The sequence below is a fragment of the Neorhizobium fuzhouense genome (assembly GCF_042611105.1).
In the GTDB taxonomy this organism is placed as follows: Bacteria; Pseudomonadota; Alphaproteobacteria; order Rhizobiales; family Rhizobiaceae; genus Neorhizobium; species Neorhizobium galegae_A.
The window spans coordinates 102,955-123,578 of the sequence record NZ_JBHFFP010000008.1 but is presented as its reverse complement, the minus strand read 5'-3'; the positions used below and the strand labels follow the sequence as shown (position 1 = coordinate 123,578).

The window sequence follows — 20,624 nt, the reverse complement described above, 5'->3', positions numbered from 1 at the left end:
TCCCGACCGCTTCATCATCTTCATCAACAACCTTACCAAGGCGGATCGATTAATGTAATTAGGAATAAATGATAGTTTCGATAGGCTAGGGTTATGATCAGTCCGACACTCAGACAGCTGCGCTATTTCGAGGCGCTGGCCCGCTTTGGCCATTTCGGCCGTGCCGCGGATGCCTGCGCCATCTCGCAGCCAGCGCTTTCGGTGCAGGTGAAGGAGCTTGAGGAAATGCTGGGCGTGACGCTTCTGGAACGCAGCGTCCGCCAGATCAGGCTGACGAGCTTCGGCGAGGAATTCGTCGTGCGGGTGCGCGAGATCCTGCGGGCGGTCGATGAGCTGGGGGATCTGGCGCGCGCCGCACAAAGCCAGCTCGCCGGAAGGCTTCGCATCGGCATCATCCCGACGATCGCACCCTATCTGCTGCCGGCGATGATCTCGCAGCTGACCCGCGACAATGCAGGCCTCGACATTCACCTGCGCGAAACCGTGACGCCGAAGCTTCTGCAGGAATTGTCGGAGGGTCGGCTCGACACGGCCATCGTCGCGCTGCCGGTCTCGGAGGAGTCGCTGACGGAAATTGCGCTGTTTGAGGAGAATTTCCTTCTGGTGCGTCCGGCCGAAGATGCCGCAAAGCCGGTGCCGAACCGCGAGCGGCTGCGCGAAATGCGGCTTCTGCTGCTGGAAGAGGGGCACTGCTTTCGCGAACAGGCGCTCTCCTTCTGCAACATCAGCGCCGGTTCGCCCAAGCCCCGCGAGCTTCTGGATGGCAGTTCGCTCTCGACGCTCGTCCAGATGGTGGGGGCGGGCATCGGCATTACGCTGATCCCGGAAATCGCCGTTGCGGTGGAGACCCGCTCGGCACCGGTCTCCATCGCGCGTTTCGAGGATCCGCAACCGTCGCGCACCATCGGCATGGTCTGGCGAAAGACCAGCCCCATCGCCCGCCAGCTGATGCAGGTGGCGGACGTGGTGCGCGGGGCCGCCGAAGGCCTGCGCAGGGCACCCGCTACTGTCTAGGTGGACGGCTCATGCGTTTCGCACGGCCGTCCACGGGTCTCAGTCGCGGTGACGGGCATAGATACGGTCGAGAATATCGGCGACGTCCACCAGCCGATCGGCCTCCGGATCGTAGCCTTCGCCCGTATGGAGACGTTGCGCCCAGTCGGCCGCCGCCCGGCCGCCCCAGTCTTCCGGCGGCGATGAGAGGGGTTCGCGGGTCGTTCCGGAAAAGCGCTCGGTCTTGAAGTCATAGAAGGAGCCATCGACATTGGAGAGGCTCGCTCCGCCGCCGCTGCCATAAAAGCTGGCGGAAATCACCGCGTCCTGCCCTGCCGGCAGGCGCCAGGAGCAGGCAAGCCGAACCGTTGCGCCGCTTTCCAGATCAAGCGTTGCGATGGCGTAGTCCTCGATGCGGTCGCTGTCGCCGGAAATCAGCTGGCCGCCGCTCATCAGCCGGCTTGCGACGCGCGACACCGCCGGAAAGCCGAGCGACCACAGCGCGGCATCCACCAGATGCACCCCGAGATCGATCACGCAGCCGCCGCCCGACTGCGCCTTGTCATAGAACCACGGCTTGTCCGGCCCGTAGGCATTGTGAAACACGAGGTCCGCGGCAAACACCGAGCCAAGCGCCCCGCCGCGGATCAGATCACGGATCTGGCGCATGCCATTCGTAAAACGGTAGGAGAAATCCACCGACAACAGCCGGTCGGCAGCGCGCGCGGCATCCACCACGGCCTGAACTTCGCCGGCCGTTCGTCCAAGCGGCTTCTGGCAGAACACGGCCTTGCCGGCCTGAAGCACGCGGATCGATTGCTCTGCATGCTGCGCGCTTGGTGTGGCAATCACCACGCCATCGAGATTCATGGACAGCATCTCGTCCAGCCGCTCAACGCGGCGCGCGTCCGGTGCGAGCGCCAGCGCCTCCCGCGCCATGTCCTCGGACGGATCGGAGACGACGACTGCCTCGGCGACACCCGTCTCCAGGATTTTCTGCATGCGATGGCGGCCGATCCAGCCGGTGCCGAGAAAGCCCAGGCGCAGGGGGCGTAGTTCGCTCGCTCCGCGAGGGTCGGCGGCCGCATCCGGTGTGGCGGCAAGGGCGCCGGTGAAATCTGTTTGCGTCGTGAACTGGTTCATGGGTAGGTCACCAGGGCCTTGAGGAAGCCGTCCGGACGGTCGCGCGTGGCGTTCAGCGCTTCGCCGAGCCCTTCCAGCGGATAGTTGTGCGTGTAGAGGGGGGAGGGATCGAGCCTGCCCTCGGCAACGGCTGCCACCGCCTCGCGCATTCCCTTGAGATAGATTTTGGGATCGCGCTCATGGGCGTTGATCACATCGAGCCCCCGCCAGTTCCACTGCTGCATGTTGACCTGGCGCGGGCCATCCTGGTGGTAGCCGGCGATGATCAGGCGGCCACGCTCGCGGGTCAGTTCGCCCGCCAGATCGAGCGGCCACTGCTTGCCGACGGCTTCGATCACCCGGTCGCAGAACACGCCGTCGGTGAGCCGGCGCACCTCCTCGATGATCTCCCAGTGGTCACGCATTTCGATCACCGCATCCGCCCCCATCTTCTGGGCGAGATCGAGCGAGAAGCGACGGCGCGAAATGGCGATCACCCGCGCGCCAGCATTTTTGGCCAGCTGCGTCAGCAGTGCGCCGAGGAATCCGATGCCGATAATCGCAACGGTTTGACCTTCGGAAATATCGCTGCGGCGGAAGATGTTCATGGCGCAGCCGAGCGGCTCTGCGGGAAAAGGCTTGCCGGCCAGCGCTGCCGGCAGTTTTACCGCGGCATCGGCGCTTGCCACGTCATGCGTGGCATAGGCGTGGTAGGAGAGGGCGGCCACGCGGTCGCCCACGGCAAGATCCGTCACGCCCTCGCCCAGCGCGTCGATCACCCCCCAGCCCTCGTGGCCGAGCCCGCCGGGCTCTGTCGGAAACTCCATCCAGTCCGGTCCCGCCCAGGGGGTGAGGTTGGAGGCGCAGACACCGCAGCCTTCCAGCCGAATGCGGATCTCGCCGCGCCCGGGCAACGGCTGCGGCACGCGCTCAACCCTCATCTGACCGGCGCCTGTCACGACGGCAGCCTGCATGGTGGCTGTTTCAGTGCCTGTTCGAGCGTTGGAAATGTCCATACCGATCCCTTCTTCCTGTCGTCCCGCACGATCACGAAACCTGCTCGCAACGGCTAACAAGGAAGGGGCGTGAGGGTTCCTGAAGAAGATGACATTGATGAAGTCATTGAAGTGACAGCTGAAGATGATGCCGCCTAGCACCCTCGCACAAAAGGGAAATTTAGCGTTGGAACTATCGCATGTTCCGCTTGTTCAGCCCTCGAAAGCAGCAGCATCAACCCTCTAACGATCAGGTGAAAACTCCGTGTCTCAGAAGGTCCTCATCACCGGCGGCTGCGGCTTCATCGGCCGCTATGTTACCCAGGAATTGTTGGCGTCCGGCTATCAGGTCCGCATCCTCGATGCCCTGATCGACCAGGTGCATGGCGATGGAAGCGTGGCAGTTCCGGACGGCGTTGAGTTCATCGAAGGCAATGTCTGCGACCGACAGACGGTGGACGCGGCGCTTGCCGGTGTCGATGCGGTGCTGCATCTCGCCGCCGAAGTGGGCGTCGGCCAGTCGATGTACGAAATCGCCCGCTATGTGGGTGGCAACGATCTCGGCACCGCCGTTCTTCTGGAGGCCATGATCGGTGGCCCCGTGCGGCGCATCGTCGTTGCCTCCTCCATGAGCGTTTACGGCGAAGGCCTCTACCGCACCGCGGATGGAACGCGGCTTGGACAGGTGCGCCGCAAGGCAGCCCGTATCAAGGCCGGCCAGTGGGAAGCGCAGGGGCCGAACGGCGAGGCGCTGACGCCGGCGCCGACGGACGAGGAGAAGCCCGTCGATCTGGCCTCCATCTACGCACTGACGAAATATGTGCAGGAACGCGCCGTGCTGATCTGGGGCGAGGCCTACGGGGTCGATGCGGTGGCGCTCCGCCTGTTCAACGTGTTCGGCCCCGGCCAGGCCTTGTCCAACCCCTATACGGGCGTGCTTGCCAATTTCGCCTCGCGCATCGCCAATGGCCAGTCGCCGATGATTTTCGAGGACGGCCAGCAAAGGCGCGATTTCGTCCATGTGCGCGATGTGGCGCGCGCCTTCCGGCTCGCCCTCGAAAAGCAGTCCGCCGCCGGCCATGTGATCAATGTCGGCAGCGGCCAATCCTACTCGGTGGCGGAGGTCGCCTCCCTGCTGGCCGAGGCGATGGGCGCGCCCGAGCTTCAGCCGGATATCATGAACAAGGCCCGCTCCGGTGATATCCGCAATTGCTTTGCCGATATTTCCAAGGCGCGCGAGCTTCTGGGCTTTGAGCCGGAACACAGGCTGGAAAGCACGCTCGGCGAGCTTGCCGAATGGGTGCGCGTAACCGGCGCCATCGACCGCGGCGCGGAAATGAAGCGCCAGCTCGAACAGCGGGGGCTGGTATCATGACGTCAACAGCGGCTAAGTCTGCCACGGGGGAGTTCGGCTTCGTCGAATGGTTCCGCCCGGGTGAGTTCGAGCGGACCGAACGCCTGCTGCCCGATATCCTGAAAAGCGGCGCGAGCTACCTGCGCACCCATCTCTCCTGGGCCGAATACCTCGCGCCGGGCGGCGAGGAATGGTTCGACTGGCTGATCCCGAAGCTCGGAGAGGAAATCGACCTCCTCCCGTGCCTTCACTACACGCCGCCGTCACTGTCGCGCACGGGCCGTTCGAACGGCGCGCCGGTGGTGCTGAAGGACTATGCCGATTTCGTCGATCATGTGCTGACGCGCTACGGCCGGCACTTCCGGCATGTCGAGCTGTGGAACGAACCCAATAACCTGCTCGACTGGGACTGGCGCGAAGACGCCGATTTCAATCTGTTCTGCGAAATGGTGGGCGGCGCCGCCTATTGGGCAAAGCAGCGCGGCTGGAAACCGGTGCTCGGCGGCCCGTGCCCTTTCGATCCGATGTGGCTCGATCTGATGGGCGAGCGCGGCGTGCTCTCCGTGGTCGATGCCGTCGGCTTCCACGGCTTTCCCGGCACCTGGGACAGCGAGGAAGGCAGCTGGGGCGGCTGGGACATGCATCTGGGCGAAATGCGCTCGATCCTTAACCGGCACAACCCGGATGCGCAGATCTGGATTACCGAAACGGGCTATTCCACCTGGCGCAATGACGAGATGGAACAGGCGCGCCGCTTCATGAAGGCGCTGCAGGTGCCGGCCGACCGGCTCTACTGGTATTCCTTCGCCGACGTGCCCCCGAACGTCGCGGTGCAGGAAGGCCTGTGGTTTGATCCGCGCCATTATCATCTGGGCATGGTGACCCACGAGAACCAGCCAAAGCTTCTCGCTCGCCTGCTGATGGAGGGTGGCATCGAGCGGCTGCAGGATGTGGCAAGGCTCGCAAGCCCCAACCTGGCCTCCGGGGCCGCACCGATCGTGATTACCGGCGGCAGCGGCTTTATCGGCTCCAATCTTGCCGAGAGTTTTCTGGCTGACGGCGAGGATGTCATCGTTCTCGACAATCTCGCCCGCGCCGGCGTCGACCAGAACCTCGAATGGCTGAAACAGCACCATGGCGCCAAAGTGCATCCGGTCCTCGCCGACGTGCGCGATCTGCGAGGCATCGAGGCGGCCTTTGCCGATGCCAAGGCCGTCTTTCACCTCGCTGCCCAGACGGCCGTGACGACGAGCCTCGTATCGCCGCTCGATGATTTCGAAGCCAATGCCCGCGGCACGATCAACGTTCTGGAGGCTGTACGCAAGGCGGGCCGCAAGGCGCCGGTCATCTTCGCCAGCACCAACAAGGTTTATGGCGCGCTGGAAGATCTTGAAATGCTGCCGATGGACGATCGCTATGTGCCGGCGGACGCAGGCGTGCGAGAATTCGGCATCGGCGAGGATCGGCCGCTCTCCTTCTGCACCCCCTATGGCTGCTCCAAGGGCGTGGCCGACCAGTATGTGCTCGATTACGCCAAATCCTTCGACATCCCGACAGCCGTGCTGCGCATGAGCTGCATTTACGGGCCGCGCCAGTTCGGCACGGAGGACCAGGGCTGGGTCGCGCATTTCCTCATCCAGGCGCTGAAAGGCGAGGGCGTCTCGATCTATGGCGACGGACGCCAGGTGCGCGACATCCTGCATGTGGACGATGCGGTCGGCGCCTACCGGGCCGTGCATGCGGCCATCGGACGGGTGAAGGGCGAAGTGTTCAACCTCGGCGGCGGCCCGCAGAACTGCGTCAGCATTCTGGCCGTTCTGCGCGAGATCGAAAAGCTCACCGGCCGCCCCCTGGAGACGGGCTTTGGCGAGTGGCGCGCCGGCGACCAGCTGTTTTTCGTGGCCGATACCCGCAAGCTCGCCGATCGCCTGGGCTGGCAGGCACGGATGCGCTGGAGAAGCGGGCTTCAGCATCTGGCCGACTGGCTGCGGACCCATCGCTTCACAGACGAGTCCTCCGCGCTTCGCGATTTGCGGGTGAGAGCATGAGGACAGCCGCGCCGCGTAAAATCCTGATGACCATCGATGCCGTCGGCGGCGTCTGGCGCTATGGCATGGACCTGGCGAAGGGACTTTCAGAACAGGGGATCGAGGTCGTTCTGGCGGGTTTCGGCCCACCGCCCGGTGACGACAGGCAAAGGGAAGCGGCAGGCATCGGGCAGCTGGTCTGGCTTAATGCACCGCTCGACTGGATGGCGACGAGCGAGGCCGAGCTTGGTGCCGTGCCGCGCCTCATCGGGGAACTCGCCGATCGCCATGGCGTCGATCTCCTTCATCTCAACCTGCCCTCGCAGGCGGCCGGGCTTGCCACGGATGTGCCGGTGGTCGTCGTGTCGCATTCCTGCGTCGTCACCTGGTTTGCCGCCGTGCGTGGATCCGACGTGCCGGCCGACTGGCAGTTTCATCGCCGGCTGAATGCGCAAGGCTATGCCGCAGCCGATGCGGTGGTGGTTCCGAGCCGCGCGCAGGGCCACATGCTGGACCGCGCCTATGGCGTGATGACGAAGCTGTCGGTGGTCTATAACGGCAGTGACCTTCAGCCGCGCGCCGAGCCCCGGCAAGACGTCGTATTTGCTGCCGGCCGCTGGTGGGACGAGGGCAAGAACGGCAGCGTTCTCAACGAGGCGGCAAAGACCGTGCACTGGCCGGTGCGGATGGCCGGCGCCACCCGGTCGCCAGGCGGCGACGGCATTACACTCACCCATGCCGACGCCCTCGATGAACTGGGCCATGCCGCCACCATGGATGAGATAAGCCGGGCCGCCATTTTCGTCTCTCCGTCCATCTACGAGCCATTTGGGCTGGCGGCGCTGGAGGCGGCACGTCTTGGGGCAGCACTCGTCCTCTCCGATATCCCGACCTATCGCGAGCTCTGGGATGGTGCGGCGCTATTTGCCGATCCGGGCGATGCGCAAGGCTTTGCCCGTGGGATCAACCGGCTGATTGCGGAACCGGATCTGCGCTCATCCCTTTCCCGTCATGCCCGCGAACTTTCGCGTCATTTCACCCTTGAACGGCAGGTGGACGCCATGAGCCGCATCTATGGCGATGCGGGTCTTGCGACACCCCTCTCAGTCCCCCTGGCCGCCACTGCGGAGTAGACATGAAGTTTCTGTTTTACACCCATTCTCTCGTCTCCGACTGGAACCATGGCAATGCGCATTTTCTGCGCGGCGTCATGCGCGATCTCAAACGGCGCGGACACGACACGCGGGCTCTCGAGCCGGAAGCCTCCTGGAGCCGTGAAAACCTCGTGAGGGACCAGGGCGAGGCACCGATTGCCGCTTTCCACGAGACTTTTCCCGATCTCACATCCGAGGTTTATGGCGAGGATTTCGACCATGAGACCGCCGTCGACGGTGCCGACGTGGTGGTGGTTCACGAATGGACGGATCCGGCTCTTGTCGAGCGGATCGGCAAGGCCCGCCGCCGTGGCGGACGCTTCACGCTGATCTTCCATGACACGCACCACCGTGCCGTGTCGGCAGCCGGCGATATCGCCGGCTTGAGCCTTGGCAATTACGATCTGGTGCTGGCGTTTGGCGAGACGCTGCGGGAACGCTATCTGAAGGCCGGTTGGGGCGAGCAGGTGTTTACCTGGCATGAGGCCGCCGATGACACGATCTTTCGCCCCATGCCGGAAGTGGAAAAGACCGGCGACCTGATCTGGGTCGGCAATTGGGGCGATGGCGAGCGGTCCGCGGAAATTTCCGAATTCCTGATCGCCCCGGCCCGTGACCTGAAGCTCTCCGCCACCGTGCGCGGCGTGCGATATCCCGATCACGCGCTTGCCGAATTGAAGGCGGCCGGCATCGCCTATGGCGGCTGGATCGCCAATGCCGATGCACCGCAGGCATTCGCCCGCCACCGCATGACAGTGCATATCCCGCGCCGCCCTTACGTCGAAAGCCTGCCCGGCATCCCGACGATCCGGGTGTTCGAGGCGCTCTCCTGCGGCATCCCGCTGATTTCCGCACCTTGGGACGATGCCGAGCAGCTGTTTCGTCCGGGCCGTGATTTTCTGACCGTGGCCGATGGCAATGAGATGAAGGCGGCGATGCGCCAAGTTCTCACCGATCCGGATCTCGCCGAAGAACTGGTGGCGGCGGGCCTTGAGACGATCACGGCGCGCCACACCTGCCGCCACCGCGTCGATGAACTCCTCATCATCCTTGCCGACCACGGCACCACCGATGTCCGCGCCGCGCTCAAGACCCAGGAGACCGCCGCATGAAAATCGCCTTTTACGGATCAAGCCTCGTTTCCGCCTACTGGAACGGCGCCGCCACCTATTATCGCGGCCTGCTGCGGGCGCTCTCGCTCAAGGGCTACGACATCACCTTTTACGAGCCAGACGTCTATGACCGCCAGAAGAACCGCGACATGGACCCGCCGGACTGGGCCCGCGTCGTCGTCTATGACGGAACCGTGGAGGCGCTGAAACGGGTGACGGCAGAGGCGGGTAAGGCCGATATCGTCGTCAAGGCAAGCGGCGTCGGCTTTGAGGACAATCTTCTCCTGTCTGAAATCCTGCGTCATGCCCGGCCCGACGCGCTCAAGATCTTCTGGGATGTGGATGCCCCGGCAACGCTTGGCGAGTTGAAGGCCGACCCGTCGCATCCGCTGCATGCCGCGCTTGCGAACCTCGACATGGTGCTGACCTACGGCGGCGGCGATCCGGTCGTGTCGGCCTATCGCGCTCTTGGCGCGAAAGACTGCGTGCCGATCTACAACGCGCTTGACCCGGACACCCATCATCCGGTGGCGCCCGATCCGCGCTTTGCCGCCGATCTCGGCTTTCTCGGCAACCGCCTGCCGGACCGGGAAGCCCGTGTCGAGCATTTCTTCCTGGAGCCAGCCTCCGGTTTGCCGCGCGAGCGCTTTCTGCTCGGCGGCTCCGGCTGGGAGGGAAAGCCGATGGCCGGCAATATCCGCGCCGTCGGCCATGTGCCGACGCGCGACCACAACGCCTTCAACGTGACGCCGAAGGCAGTGCTCAACATTTCGCGCGAGAGCATGGCGCAGAACGGATTTTCACCGGCGACCCGCGTGTTTGAGGCAGCCGGCGCCGGCGCCTGCCTGATCACCGATCACTGGGAGGGCATCGATCTCTTCCTGAAACCGGATGCGGAAGTGCTGGTCGCCCGCGACGGACAGGATGTCGCCGAGATCATGGCCGCTCTCACGCCGGAACGGGCCACCGCCATCGGCCGCGCCGCGCTGGCGCGCGTTCTGGCCGAACACACCTATAGCCACCGCGCCGAAGATGCCGACCGCATCTTCAAGCGCCATGCCGCACGACTGGAGGCTGCCGAATGAGCACGAAACCGCTGGATATCGTCATTCTCGGCCTTGCGTTCTCCTCCTCCTGGGGCAATGGCCACGCCACCACCTACCGTGCCCTGTTGCGCGGGCTTGGCGCAGAAGGCCACCGGGTGCTGTTTCTGGAGCGCGACGTGCCCTGGTATGCGGACCACCGCGACCTGCCCGAGCCCGACTTCTGCGAGCTCATCTATTACAGCGATATCGACGCCATGCTTGCGCAGTACGGCGCGCGCATCAGAAAAGCCGATGCCGTGATCATCGGCTCCTATGTCCCCTCCGGCCGGGAACTGATCGACAAGGTCGTGGCGCTCCAGCCGAAACTCCTCGGCTTCTATGACATCGACACGCCCGTTACGCTTTCCATGCTGGAGCGCGGCGAGGAGGAATTTCTGGCAAAACGGCAGATCCCGCTGTTCGACGCCTATTTTTCCTTTACCGGTGGCCCGATACTTACCCAGCTGGAACGGCGGTTCGGGGCGAAGAAGGCGCTGCCGCTGTATTGCTCGGTGGACGCCGACCGCTATGGCCCGACCCGCGAGGCACCCGTCTGGGATCTCGGCTATCTCGGCACCTATAGCCCCGACCGGCAGCCGACGCTTGAAAAACTGCTGATCGAGCCGGCCCGGCGCTTGCCGCAGATGCGGTTTGTCGTCGCCGGCCCGCAATATCCCGACACCATAGAGTGGCCGGACAATGTCGAGCGCATCGACCATCTGCCGCCGACCGAACATGCCTCGTTCTACAGCCGCCAGCGGTTTACGCTGAACGTCACCCGCGCCGACATGGTTGCGGCCGGCTGGTCGCCGAGCGTGCGGCTGTTTGAGGCAGCAGCCTGCGCTTCGCCCATCATCAGCGACGAATGGCCGGGGCTTTCGGATCTTTTGCCGGATGGCGAGGCGCTGCTGATTGCCCGCGACAGCGAGGATGTCATCGCAGCCCTGTCCGGCATGGACGAGGGCCGGCGCCTTGCCATTGCAGAGGCTGCCCGGACCCGGGTTCTGGAAGGCCACACCGGTGTTGCGCGCGCGCGCGAACTCGCAGCCGCGCTGCGGGCACTGCCTGCGTCCACGAGGTCGAGCGCTGATCGTGCGCCAGAAAAAATTTCGGCATGAGGAGAGAGGAAACCAGAATGCTGCAACGAACAGAACGCGGACAATCGAAGACGGTCCTGGTGGCTGGAGGTGCCGGCTTTGTCGGTTCCCATCTTTGCGATGCGCTGCTGGCCAAGGGGTGCCGGGTGATCGCCGTCGACTGCTATCTGACCGGCTCGGAGGCCAATATCCGGCCGCTGAAGAACCATCCGAATTTCCGGATGATCGAGAAGGATATCTGTGACCTGAAGGTGATCGATGAGCCGGTGGAGGAGATCTACAATCTCGCCTGCGCCGCCTCTCCGCCGGCCTATCAGGCCGATCCCGTCCACACCATGATGACCTGCGTGGTGGGCACCGGCAATCTTCTGGCGATTGCGCAGGCGAACGGCGCCTCCTTCCTGCAGGCCTCGACCAGCGAGGTCTACGGCGATCCGGAAGAGCATCCTCAGCGCGAGGATTATCGCGGCAATGTCAGCTGCACCGGCCCGCGCGCCTGCTATGACGAGGGCAAGCGCGCCGCCGAAGCCCTGTGCTTCGACATGCTGCGCGCCGGCCGCGTCGATGCGCGGGTCGTGCGCATCTTCAACACCTATGGCCCGCGCATGGCGCCAGACGATGGCCGCATCGTCTCCAACCTCGTCGTGCAGGCGCTCTCGGGCGAGCCGCTCACCATCTATGGCACAGGCGAGCAGACCCGCTCCTTCTGCTTCGTGAGTGATCTGGTGGCGGGCCTCGTCAAGCTGATGGAGGTGAACCCCAATCCCGGCCAGCCGGTCAATATCGGCAATCCCGGCGAGTTCACCATCAACGAACTGGCCGACATGGTGTTGGCCATGGTGCCGACGCGCTCGCGCATCGTTCACCACCCGCTGCCGATGGATGATCCGCAGCGCCGGCGTCCCGATATCGACCGGGCCAAGGAACTGCTCGGCTGGGAGCCGCGCGTGGCACTGGCAGAGGGCCTGCGCCAGACGGTGGACTGGTTTTCCTCCACCATGCCTCCGGAGATCCGCCGCCGCGCCGGACTGCCGCCGATCGTCCCATCACGGCCGCGGACAGATGCACCCTTGAGCCTTGGAGCCTGACCGATGGATGCAAGACGCGCGCCGTCGGCGGAAATCCGCCGGCGGATCGAAGAACTGGGGCCGTGGTTCCACAACATGGAGATCGGCGGCATCAAGACGGCGCCGGACCATTTTCTCGGCGATTACCCGGCCTTCAAGTGGAAGGGTTTTTCCCATGTTCTGCCGGAGGATCTGGAGGGGCGCAGCGTGCTGGACGTCGGCTGCAATGCCGGCTTCTATTCGCTGGAAATGAAACGGCGCAATGCCGGCCGCGTCGTAGGTGTCGACAGCGATCCGCACTATCTGGCGCAGGCGCGCTTTGCCGCGGAACAGTCGGGCCTCGACATTCAATTCCAGCAGATGTCGGTCTATGACGTGGCACGTCTCGGACAGCGTTTCGATCTCGTGATCTTCATGGGCGTCTTCTACCATTTGCGCCATCCGCTTCTGGCGCTCGATCTCTTATGGGAGCATGCAGTTGGCGACCAGATGCTGTTTCAGTGCCTGCAGCGCGGCGACGAGCGCGTTCCGGATCTTGCGGAAAATTACGACTTCAGCGAATGGGGCGTGTTCGACAGGCCGGATTTTCCAAAGCTGTTCTTCGTGGAAGAGCGCTATGCCGGCGATCCGAGCAACTGGTTCATTCCCAATACAGCCGCCATGGAGGCGATGCTGCGCTCGTCGGGATTTAAAATCGTCGAACATCCGGAACGGGAGGTCTACCTTTTACAAAAATCTGACCGACATTACGCCGTGGAGCCAGCGCCGCTCATCCCATCGACCCAGTGAGCCCTTATGCAACTGTCCGTGTCCGGATCGCCCACGCAGAAATTTACCATCGGCCTGCTGCGGGGTGCTGCGGGCGCACTGATTTTCGGCATTCCCATGCTGATGACCATGGAACTCTGGTTCCTGGGCTTCAGCATGTCGCGCCAGCGACTTCTGCTTCTGCTTCTCGTCAATATCCCGCTTCTCGTGGTGCTTGCGCATCGCATCGGCTTTGAACGCACCTTTACCCTGCGCGAGGCCGTGCGCGATGCAACTATCGCCTATGGGCTCGGCATCGTCACCAGCGCGGCCGTGCTGTCGCTTCTCGGCATCCTCACGGTCGACATGCCGGCCAATGAGTGGCTGGGCAAGGTGGCGCTGCAATCGGTGCCGGCGAGCATCGGCGCCATGCTCGGCCGCTCGCAGCTCGGTGGATCGGATCCGGATGAAGACGAGGAAGGGGACGAGGAGCCGGAACCCGAGCTTACCACGGGCTATTTCGGCGAGCTCTTCATGATGGGCATCGGAGCGTTGTTTCTCGGCCTCAACGTGGCGCCGACGGAAGAAATCATTCTCATTTCCTACAAGATGACCCCATGGCACAGCCTGGCCGCCATTCTCGTCTCCATCGCGCTCATGCACGGCTTCGTCTATGCGGTCGCCTTTCGCGGAACGCACCAGCTGGATGAGAAGACGCCGAACTGGCATGCGCTCGTGCGCTTCACGCTGCCGGGCTATGTCGTAACGTCACTGATCAGCCTCTACGTGCTGTGGACGTTCGGCCGTCTCGACGACACGGGCTGGACCCAGGTGATGATGTCGATGGTCGTGCTCAATTTCCCGGGCGCCGTTGGCGCCGCATCGGCCCGGCTGGTTTTATAAGGAAGCGACCACGTGACCATTACCAGCCGCAAGGATCACAGCCACCGCGAACAGCAGACGCCCGGCGCCATCGAATGGCTGGTCGGGCTCGTCTCGGCCCTCCTGATCGTCGTCCTGATCGCCTGGATGGCGCGCGAGGCGATCATGCAGGAAAGCCCGCCGCCGCAGCTAGACATCGAGATCACGGGCATCGAAAAGGCCGGGCGCTATTTCCGCGTCGATTTCGAACTGGCCAACCGCTCGGATTCCACCGCCGCCGCCGTCAGAGTGGAAGGTGTTTTGCGGCGCGAAGGGGCGGAGCCGGAGAGGTCGGACGTGACGTTCGATTATGCGCCGGCCCATTCCAGCACCAAAGGCGGGCTGCTGTTTGAAGGCGATCCCGCCGCCGGAACGCTGACGGTCCGGCCGACGGGTTTTGCCGAGCCCTGAGGCTCAGCCGGCCATCAGGCCAAGCTCGGGAAATGTCTTGCGCGCCTCATCGATCGACGGGCAGATGGTATCGCTGGCGTCGAGCTCGACGGAAATATTGTCGCCCACGTCGAGCGTGCCGTCGAAGATGATTGGAAGCCTTGCACCGCCCTTGCGCACCAGCGTCGCGTCATGCTTGAAGCCCTGCTTCAGCAGCCAGTCGCGCGGCGCCATGACGGAAATCTTCACGCGCACGGCCTCATCATGCTCTCGGGTGGCGACAAGCTTGTAGCCGACATTCGACTGGCCGCCGCCGACTTCCAGCGTTCCGTTGCTGGAGGCTTCCTGTAGGTGTTCGCTCATCGGACATTCTCCGTTTCGGTCAAAGGGATCTGCAGCTTAAACCGAAGCGTGCTCGTCTTTGTTCCTTAGGCGCTGGCGTTCCTCGTCGCGAAAGCCGCGCGGCGTCTGCCCGGTGCAGCGACGAAAGCAGCGGGAAAAGTAGGCGGGATCGGAATAGCCGAGACTTTCAGCGATGTGCTGGATGCTGTGGCCGGTAAAGACCAGCGCACGACGCGCCTCTTCGATCGACCGGTCCATGATCAGGTCATGCGCCGTCTTGCCGGTCACCTCCTTCACCACGCGGTTGAGATGGGTGGAGGTAATGCCGAGCATGCGCGCATAGGTCTCGACAGTCAGTTGCTCGCGGTGATGCGACAGGATCAGCTCCTTCAGCGCCCGCACCCGTCTCAAGGCAAGATCCGGCACCGAATCGCGCGGCGATGGCGCAAGCAGCCGCCCCAGCATCAGGATGACGGTTGCGACATGGGCTTCCAGGAGTTCGTCCCGGGCCGGGCGCTGCGCCTCGTATTCGGCGGCGATGCGAAAAAAGGTGGCTTCCAGATAGGCCGTATCGGCGCTTTCCGGCGAAAGCGCAATCACCATGGCATCCGACAGCGGGTTCTGCGGGCCCGCCAGATCCGCGCCCATGCGCTCCGGCACCAGCGTCAGAACCAGCCCGTCGATATCCTGCGAAAAGCGGAAGCCGTGAACCGGGCCGGGCGGCACGGCAATCACGCAGGGCGGCTTCAGCACTACCGTGCCCGAGGGCAGGAGGGCATCGCCGGACCCGTTTCGAATGTACAAGAACTGCAGAAAACTCTCATGCCGATGAAGGCCGATTTCGAAGCGATATCCGCTGCTGCGCGAGACGATCGTTTCGCAATGCACCCAAAACTCGCGCGGATCGGCGGGCTGCTCGCCATAGAGCCGGTAGGTCGGGATCGTGGACACGCGCTTGCACCTCCCCTCGCAATGTTCGATTTGTTCCAGAACGCGCCGGGAATGTCCATTGTTTGAGGGCCCTTGCGCGGGCAATTCTCCTGACAAATGCAAATTCGGGAGGAATTCAGCAATGCGTACTCAGGTTCTCATCATCGGCTCCGGACCCTCCGGTCTTCTGCTCGGACAGCTTCTGACGAAGGCCGGCATCGACAACATCATCCTCGACCGGGTGGGCAAGGATTATATCCTGGGCCGCGTGCGCGCCGGCGTTCTGGAATGGGGAACGGTCGGGCTGATCGACGAGGCGGGCGCCGGCCGGCGCATGCATGCCGAAGGCCTGCCGCATGATGGTTTCTCGCTCGCCTTTGACGGGCGCGATCATCGCATCGACCTTTACGGCCTCACCGGCAAGAAGGTCATGGTCTATGGCCAGACGGAAGTGACGCGTGACCTCATGGAGGCACGCGAGGCCTCAGGCGCCGTCACCCTCTACGACGCGCATAATGTCCAGCCACACGATTTTGATGGCGCCGCCCCTTACGTCACCTATGAGATGGATGGCGTGACCCATCGCATCGACTGCGACTTCATCGCCGGTTGCGACGGCTTTCATGGCGCAAGCCGCAAGGCCGTGCCGGAGAATGCCATCCAGAATTTCGAGAAAATCTACCCCTTTGGCTGGCTCGGCGTTCTCGCCGAAATTCCGCCCGTCAGCCATGAGCTGATCTATGCCAACCATCCGCGCGGCTTTGCGCTCTGCTCCATGCGCTCGCCCACCCGCAGCCGGTATTATGTGCAATGCGAACTGACCGACAAGGTCGAGAACTGGTCGGACGAACGCTTCTTCGACGAGTTGCGCCGCCGGCTTCCGGCGGAACATGCCGAGGCGATGGTAACGGGCCCGTCGTTTGAAAAGTCGATCGCGCCGCTGCGCTCCTTCGTCGCCGAACCGATGCGCTTCGGGCGCCTGTTCCTCGTCGGCGATGCCGCCCATATCGTGCCACCGACCGGCGCCAAGGGGCTGAACCTTGCCGCGAGCGACGTCTTCTATCTGTTTGAAGGCCTGCGCGAACACTATGGCGAAGGATCATCCGCCGGCATCGATGTCTATTCTAAGCGCGCGCTGAAGCGGGTATGGAAGTCCGTGCGCTTCTCCTGGTCGATGACGACGCTGATGCACCGCTTTCCCGACACCCTGGAATTCGGCCAGAAGATCCAGGAGGCAGAGCTGGATTATCTTACCCATTCCACGGCCGCCTCCACCGCCATGGCGGAAAATTACGTCGGCCTGCCCTACTGAGGGGACGGTGGCACGACTGCCGGAGGATCGTGCAAGAATTCCGGTGGATCAAACAAACCGAATGACGCGCCCGGGCGTTATGAAGGACAACGGCTCCCGCCCTGTGGAGCCGTTGTCGTTTCAACGACTGAGATCACTTCTACCGAAAGGTCATCACCATGGCTATTGCACGAGGCTATGCGGCAACGGATGCGTCCAAGCCGCTCGAACCGTTCACCTTCGAACGCCGCGAGCCACGCGAGGACGATGTCGTCATCTCCATCAAATATTGCGGTGTCTGCCACTCGGATATCCACCAGGCCCGCAACGAATGGGGCGGCTCGATCTATCCGATGGTTCCGGGCCATGAGGTCGCCGGCATCGTGACCGCGGTTGGCTCGGGCGTTACCCGCTTCAAGGTCGGCGATCACGTCGGCGTCGGCTGCTTTGTCGATTCCTGCGTCCATTGCGCCAGCCGCGACCTGGACACCGAACAGTATCAGCCGGGTCTTGTCGGCACTTACAATGCCTATGAAGCCGACGGCACGACGCCGACCTATGGCGGTTACTCCGATAGCATGGTGGTCAAGGAAGGCTATGTCCTGTCCATCCCGGACAACCTGCCGCTGGATCGGGCAGCGCCGCTGCTGTGCGCCGGCATTACGCTCTATTCGCCGCTTGCCCACTGGAAGGCCGGCCCCGGCAAGAAGGTCGCCGTCATCGGCATGGGCGGCCTTGGCCATATGGGCGTCAAGATCGGTGCGGCCATGGGCGCCGATGTCACCGTGCTCTCGCAGAGCCTGTCGAAGAAGGATGACGGCCTTGCCTTTGGCGCCAAGGCCTATTACGCGACCTCGGACGCCGAAACCTTCAAGACTTTGGCCGGCACCTTCGATCTCATCCTGTGCACCGTCAGTGCCGGGATCGACTGGAACGCCTATCTGTCGCTCCTGAAGGTCGATGGCACGATGGTCCTGCTCGGCGTTCCGGAAAATCCGGTGCCGGTTCATGCCTTCGCGCTGATCGGTGGGCGTCGCACACTTGCCGGCTCCATGATCGGCTCGATCAAGGAAACGCAGGAGATGCTAGACTTTTGCGGAAAGCACGACATCTTGCCGGAAATCGAACTGATCGACATCAAGGACATCAACGAAGCCTATGAGCGCGTCATCAAGAGCGACGTGCGCTACCGCTTCGTGATCGACATGGCAACGCTGCCGAAGGCCTGAAACAGATGATGGACCAACGCTCCGAAGGTTTGAACGGGATGTCGCCCCGCCCCAAAACGGTGGAGGCGGAGCCCGAGGCCCCTTCGGCGGCGTTGATCTCCGTCATCGGATTGGCGGCGGGCTCGCTCGTCGCCAATATCTATTACGCCCAGCCGCTGGTGAGCGAGATTGCCGCCGATCTCGGCATCAATGCCGATCTTGCCGGCGCGCTTACCTCCGTCACCCAGATCGGCTATGGCGTCGGCCTGTTCTTCCTCGTGTCGCTTGCCGATCTCGTCGAAAACAAGCGGCTGGTGCTGATCACGCTGACCATCACCATGCTCGGCCTTGTCGCCATGGGGCTCTCAAACACCGTTCTGCCCTTCGTGCTGGCCTCCTTCCTCATCGGTGTCTGCTCCACTGGCGCGCAGGTGCTGATCCCCTTCATCGCCCACCGGGTGCCGATTGCGCGGCGCGGCCGCGTCGTTGGCAATGTCATGGCAGCGGTCCTCACCGGCATCATGCTGGCGCGGCCGGTTTCGCTGTTTGTCGCCGCAAGCTTTGGCTGGCGCGCCATTTTCTTCGTATCAGCCGCCCTCATGGCGGTGATCGGCCTGTCGCTTGCCCGCATGATGCCGCGCCAGCAGCCGCAAAGCGGCATGACCTATCCGCAGATCCTGGGCTCCATGGGAAGCCTCATCCGGGAGACGCCGGTTCTGCGCTGGCGCTCGCTCTACCAGGCCATCGTGTTCTGCGCCTTCAACCTGTTCTGGACGGCCATTCCGTTTGCGCTGTCCGAGCGCTTCGGCCTTGGCCAGCACCAGATCGGCCTCTTTGCGCTTGCCGGCGCCGGCGGCGCGCTTGCCGCCCCCATCGTCGGGCGGCTTGCCGATCGCGGCCTCGGACGGCTTCTGTCGCTGACGGCCATGGTCGGACTTGCCGCCTTCTTTGCAGCCAGCGGCTATGCAGTCGCCGCCGGTGCCCTGGTTCTTCTCGGGGTCTGCGCCGTCCTCATCGATGCCGGCGTACAGGCCAACCAGATCGTCAGCCAGCGCATCATCTTTGCCATCGCGCCGGAAAAGCGCGGCCGCCTCAACGCCATCTACATGACCTCTGCCTTCATCGGCGGCGCCATCGGCTCGACGCTCGGCACGCTCACCTATCACGCCGCCGGCTGGACCGGCACCGCCGCCTTCGGCAGCCTGCTCGGGGTACTGGGCGTGGTGCTGTTCCTGCTGGAACAACGGGGAAATCGCCGGGGCTGACCCCTGGCGATTGCCATCGGCCTGGGTTGGTCGATCATCCGGGGATGCCGCCCACCGGGCGACATCCTTCAGCGCTGTGGCTCAGTGCGCAATCATCAGATGGCGGACGGCCGTATAATCTTCAAGCGCGTAGAGCGAGAGATCCTTGCCGTAGCCGGACTGCTTCAAGCCGCCATGGGGCATCTCGTTGCACAGCATGAAATGCGTGTTGATCCAGGTGCAGCCGTAGCGCAGCCGCGTGGCAGTGGTCATGGCGCGGGAAATGTCCTTGGTCCAGACGGATGAGGCAAGGCCGTAATCGCTGTCATTGGCCCATCTGACCGCCTCCTCCTGCTCCTTGAAGCGGGTGACGGACACGACCGGGCCAAACACTTCCCGGCGCACGATTTCATCGTCCTGCGTGGCGCCGGCCACCACGGTCGGCGCATAGTAGAAGCCGTTCTCGCTCGCCACCGTCCCGCCGGTCACCACCTCGATATGGCTGTGTTCGGCCGCACGCGCCACAAAACTTTCCACCCGGTCGCGCTGGCGCTTGGAAATCAGCGGGCCGATCTCGTTCTGGGTGTCATCGCCCAGATTGTAGCGGATGGTGGAAACCGCGCTTGAGAGATCGGCGACGAACTTGTCGTAAATCTTGTCGGCGGCATAGATGCGGCAGGCAGCCGTGCAGTCCTGGCCGGCATTGTAGTAGCCGAAGGTGCGGATGGCTGCGACGGCGGCCTCGATGTCGGCATCGTCATAGATGATGACCGGCGCCTTGCCGCCGAGTTCCAGATGCGTGCGCTTGACGGTCTTCGAGGCTGCGACCAGCACTTTCTTGCCCGTCGCAATATCGCCGGTGATCGACACCATGTTGATCTTCGGGTGGTTGATCAGCGCGTTGCCGGCACTTTCTCCCCGTCCCAGAACAACGTTCACCACGCCTTCCGGAAGAATCTCGGCCAGAAGTTTTGCCATTTTGAGCGCGGTCAGCGGCGTCTGTTCGGAGGGCTTGAACACCACCGTATTGCCACCGGCAAGAGCCGGTGCCAGCTTCCAGGCCATCATCATCAGCGGATAGTTCCATGGCGCGATCGAGCCGATGATGCCGACCGGATCGCGGCGGATCATCGACGTGTGCCCCGGCAGATATTCGCCCGAGACCGGCGCCTGCAGCGTGCGGATCGCGCCGGCAAAGAAACGGTAGCAATCCACCACCGCTGGAATTTCGTCATTGCGCACCGCATGGATCGGCTTGCCGCAATTGAGCGCTTCAAGCGCTGCAAAGGCGTCGGCATCCCGCTCGATGGCGTCGGCGATGGCCAGAAGATAGGCCGAACGCTCGGCAGGCGTCGTGGTGGCAAAGCGATCGAAGGCCTTTTCGGCCGCATCGACAGCCGCATCGATCTGCGTCAGCGAGGCCTCCGGCAGCTCCAGAATGGTTTGCCCGGTGCGCGGGTTGAGGATCTTTTCCTCCACCTCCGTGCCTGCGACGAAGGATGCCCCGATCAGCATGTCCGTGTTCATGATGCGCTCCCTTTTTGT

General features: G+C 63.6%; 19 protein-coding genes. 14 read left to right on the top strand and 5 right to left on the bottom strand.

Annotated elements, in window-relative coordinates:
- Positions 1 to 93 precede the first annotated feature (93 nt).
- Positions 94 to 1,014 (top strand): LysR substrate-binding domain-containing protein, encoded by a 921-nt coding sequence (locus tag ACEXP3_RS15505; RefSeq protein WP_377298089.1) that lies wholly within the window; start codon positions 94 to 96, stop codon positions 1,012 to 1,014.
- 39 nt (positions 1,015 to 1,053) lie between these two features.
- On the opposite strand, the gene ACEXP3_RS15500 is transcribed toward ACEXP3_RS15505, so the two are convergent.
- Together ACEXP3_RS15500 and ACEXP3_RS15495 are read right to left on the bottom strand one after the other, a co-directional pair.
- Positions 1,054 to 2,136: a Gfo/Idh/MocA family protein gene (locus ACEXP3_RS15500; protein WP_377298088.1), complete on the bottom strand. Its 1,083-nt coding sequence runs from the start codon at positions 2,134 to 2,136 to the stop codon at positions 1,054 to 1,056.
- On the bottom strand, positions 2,133 to 3,131 hold the full coding sequence (locus ACEXP3_RS15495) for an MDR/zinc-dependent alcohol dehydrogenase-like family protein (RefSeq protein ID WP_377298087.1): 999 nt from the start codon (positions 3,129 to 3,131) through the stop codon (positions 2,133 to 2,135). Before ACEXP3_RS15495 ends, ACEXP3_RS15500 begins: the two co-directional genes overlap by 4 nt.
- A gap of 244 nt (positions 3,132 to 3,375) precedes the next feature.
- On the opposite strand from ACEXP3_RS15495, the gene ACEXP3_RS15490 reads away from it, so the two are divergent.
- Genes ACEXP3_RS15490 through ACEXP3_RS15445 form a run of 10 tightly spaced genes read left to right on the top strand, consistent with a single transcriptional unit; the run spans position 3,376 to position 14,085 of the window.
- The gene (locus tag ACEXP3_RS15490; protein WP_377298086.1) at positions 3,376 to 4,485 is read left to right on the top strand and encodes an NAD-dependent epimerase/dehydratase family protein; all 1,110 of its coding nucleotides are present in this window, start codon (positions 3,376 to 3,378) and stop codon (positions 4,483 to 4,485) included.
- Positions 4,482 to 6,512, top strand: coding sequence for an NAD-dependent epimerase/dehydratase family protein (locus tag ACEXP3_RS15485; protein WP_377298085.1), 2,031 nt, complete (start codon positions 4,482 to 4,484; stop codon positions 6,510 to 6,512). The genes ACEXP3_RS15490 and ACEXP3_RS15485 overlap by 4 nt, the downstream gene beginning before the upstream one ends.
- On the top strand, positions 6,509 to 7,624 hold the full coding sequence (locus tag ACEXP3_RS15480; protein ID WP_377298084.1) for a glycosyltransferase family 4 protein: 1,116 nt from the start codon (positions 6,509 to 6,511) through the stop codon (positions 7,622 to 7,624). The genes ACEXP3_RS15485 and ACEXP3_RS15480 overlap by 4 nt, the downstream gene beginning before the upstream one ends.
- Before the next feature lie 2 nt (positions 7,625 to 7,626).
- Positions 7,627 to 8,757 carry a CgeB family protein gene (locus tag ACEXP3_RS15475; RefSeq protein WP_377298083.1) on the top strand — a complete coding sequence of 377 codons (1,131 nt, stop codon included), beginning with the start codon at positions 7,627 to 7,629 and terminating at the stop codon, positions 8,755 to 8,757.
- Complete coding sequence (locus tag ACEXP3_RS15470; protein WP_377298082.1) at positions 8,754 to 9,842, top strand: CgeB family protein; 1,089 nt, start codon at positions 8,754 to 8,756, stop codon at positions 9,840 to 9,842. Before ACEXP3_RS15475 ends, ACEXP3_RS15470 begins: the two co-directional genes overlap by 4 nt.
- Positions 9,839 to 10,960, top strand: a complete 1,122-nt coding sequence (locus tag ACEXP3_RS15465; protein WP_377298081.1) for a CgeB family protein — start codon at positions 9,839 to 9,841, stop codon at positions 10,958 to 10,960. The genes ACEXP3_RS15470 and ACEXP3_RS15465 overlap by 4 nt, the downstream gene beginning before the upstream one ends.
- Positions 10,961 to 10,977: 17 nt before the next feature.
- The gene (locus ACEXP3_RS15460) at positions 10,978 to 12,027 is read left to right on the top strand and encodes a UDP-glucuronic acid decarboxylase family protein (RefSeq protein ID WP_377298080.1); all 1,050 of its coding nucleotides are present in this window, start codon (positions 10,978 to 10,980) and stop codon (positions 12,025 to 12,027) included.
- Between the two features lie 3 nt (positions 12,028 to 12,030).
- A complete protein-coding gene (locus ACEXP3_RS15455; protein ID WP_377298079.1) occupies positions 12,031 to 12,795 on the top strand; it encodes a TIGR04290 family methyltransferase in 765 nt (254 codons plus the stop codon).
- Between the two features lie 6 nt (positions 12,796 to 12,801).
- Complete coding sequence (locus tag ACEXP3_RS15450; RefSeq protein WP_377298078.1) at positions 12,802 to 13,656, top strand: TIGR02587 family membrane protein; 855 nt, start codon at positions 12,802 to 12,804, stop codon at positions 13,654 to 13,656.
- Positions 13,657 to 13,668: 12 nt separating this feature from the next.
- Positions 13,669 to 14,085, top strand: coding sequence for a hypothetical protein (locus ACEXP3_RS15445; protein ID WP_377298077.1), 417 nt, complete (start codon positions 13,669 to 13,671; stop codon positions 14,083 to 14,085).
- Positions 14,086 to 14,088: 3 nt separating this feature from the next.
- On the opposite strand, the gene ACEXP3_RS15440 is transcribed toward ACEXP3_RS15445, so the two are convergent.
- Positions 14,089 to 14,427 (bottom strand): hypothetical protein, encoded by a 339-nt coding sequence (locus ACEXP3_RS15440; protein WP_377298076.1) that lies wholly within the window; start codon positions 14,425 to 14,427, stop codon positions 14,089 to 14,091.
- A 36-nt stretch (positions 14,428 to 14,463) separates the two neighbouring features.
- Entirely contained in the window at positions 14,464 to 15,357 is an 894-nt protein-coding gene (locus ACEXP3_RS15435) for a helix-turn-helix domain-containing protein (RefSeq protein WP_377298075.1), read from the bottom strand.
- A gap of 121 nt (positions 15,358 to 15,478) precedes the next feature.
- Between ACEXP3_RS15435 and pobA the strand changes: the two genes are divergently transcribed.
- The 3 genes from pobA (at position 15,479) to ACEXP3_RS15420 (ending at position 19,100) form a co-directional block, all read left to right on the top strand.
- Positions 15,479 to 16,648: a 4-hydroxybenzoate 3-monooxygenase gene (gene pobA / locus ACEXP3_RS15430; RefSeq protein WP_377298074.1), complete on the top strand. Its 1,170-nt coding sequence runs from the start codon at positions 15,479 to 15,481 to the stop codon at positions 16,646 to 16,648.
- A gap of 158 nt (positions 16,649 to 16,806) precedes the next feature.
- The gene (locus ACEXP3_RS15425; RefSeq protein ID WP_377298073.1) at positions 16,807 to 17,856 is read left to right on the top strand and encodes an NAD(P)-dependent alcohol dehydrogenase; all 1,050 of its coding nucleotides are present in this window, start codon (positions 16,807 to 16,809) and stop codon (positions 17,854 to 17,856) included.
- 8 nt (positions 17,857 to 17,864) lie between these two features.
- Positions 17,865 to 19,100, top strand: coding sequence for an MFS transporter (locus ACEXP3_RS15420; protein ID WP_377298072.1), 1,236 nt, complete (start codon positions 17,865 to 17,867; stop codon positions 19,098 to 19,100).
- An 81-nt stretch (positions 19,101 to 19,181) separates the two neighbouring features.
- On the opposite strand, the gene ACEXP3_RS15415 is transcribed toward ACEXP3_RS15420, so the two are convergent.
- Positions 19,182 to 20,606 carry a gamma-aminobutyraldehyde dehydrogenase gene (locus ACEXP3_RS15415; RefSeq protein WP_377298071.1) on the bottom strand — a complete coding sequence of 475 codons (1,425 nt, stop codon included), beginning with the start codon at positions 20,604 to 20,606 and terminating at the stop codon, positions 19,182 to 19,184.
- Positions 20,607 to 20,624 lie beyond the last annotated feature (18 nt).

What these genes read in the sequence shown, in the direction of transcription:
- ACEXP3_RS15505 (WP_377298089.1), top strand. Translation starts at nt 94, where the DNA reads ATGATCAGTCCGACACTCAGACAGCTGCGCTATTTCGAGGCGCTGGCC.
- ACEXP3_RS15500 (WP_377298088.1), bottom strand. Translation starts at nt 2,136, where the DNA reads ATGAACCAGTTCACGACGCAAACAGATTTCACCGGCGCCCTTGCCGCC.
- ACEXP3_RS15495 (WP_377298087.1), bottom strand. Translation starts at nt 3,131, where the DNA reads ATGGACATTTCCAACGCTCGAACAGGCACTGAAACAGCCACCATGCAG.
- ACEXP3_RS15485 (WP_377298085.1), top strand. Translation starts at nt 4,482, where the DNA reads ATGACGTCAACAGCGGCTAAGTCTGCCACGGGGGAGTTCGGCTTCGTC.
- ACEXP3_RS15480 (WP_377298084.1), top strand. Translation starts at nt 6,509, where the DNA reads ATGAGGACAGCCGCGCCGCGTAAAATCCTGATGACCATCGATGCCGTC.
- ACEXP3_RS15475 (WP_377298083.1), top strand. Translation starts at nt 7,627, where the DNA reads ATGAAGTTTCTGTTTTACACCCATTCTCTCGTCTCCGACTGGAACCAT.
- ACEXP3_RS15470 (WP_377298082.1), top strand. Translation starts at nt 8,754, where the DNA reads ATGAAAATCGCCTTTTACGGATCAAGCCTCGTTTCCGCCTACTGGAAC.
- ACEXP3_RS15465 (WP_377298081.1), top strand. Translation starts at nt 9,839, where the DNA reads ATGAGCACGAAACCGCTGGATATCGTCATTCTCGGCCTTGCGTTCTCC.
- ACEXP3_RS15460 (WP_377298080.1), top strand. Translation starts at nt 10,978, where the DNA reads ATGCTGCAACGAACAGAACGCGGACAATCGAAGACGGTCCTGGTGGCT.
- ACEXP3_RS15455 (WP_377298079.1), top strand. Translation starts at nt 12,031, where the DNA reads ATGGATGCAAGACGCGCGCCGTCGGCGGAAATCCGCCGGCGGATCGAA.
- ACEXP3_RS15450 (WP_377298078.1), top strand. Translation starts at nt 12,802, where the DNA reads ATGCAACTGTCCGTGTCCGGATCGCCCACGCAGAAATTTACCATCGGC.
- ACEXP3_RS15440 (WP_377298076.1), bottom strand. Translation starts at nt 14,427, where the DNA reads ATGAGCGAACACCTACAGGAAGCCTCCAGCAACGGAACGCTGGAAGTC.
- pobA (WP_377298074.1), top strand. Translation starts at nt 15,479, where the DNA reads ATGCGTACTCAGGTTCTCATCATCGGCTCCGGACCCTCCGGTCTTCTG.
- ACEXP3_RS15425 (WP_377298073.1), top strand. Translation starts at nt 16,807, where the DNA reads ATGGCTATTGCACGAGGCTATGCGGCAACGGATGCGTCCAAGCCGCTC.
- ACEXP3_RS15420 (WP_377298072.1), top strand. Translation starts at nt 17,865, where the DNA reads ATGGACCAACGCTCCGAAGGTTTGAACGGGATGTCGCCCCGCCCCAAA.
- ACEXP3_RS15415 (WP_377298071.1), bottom strand. Translation starts at nt 20,606, where the DNA reads ATGAACACGGACATGCTGATCGGGGCATCCTTCGTCGCAGGCACGGAG.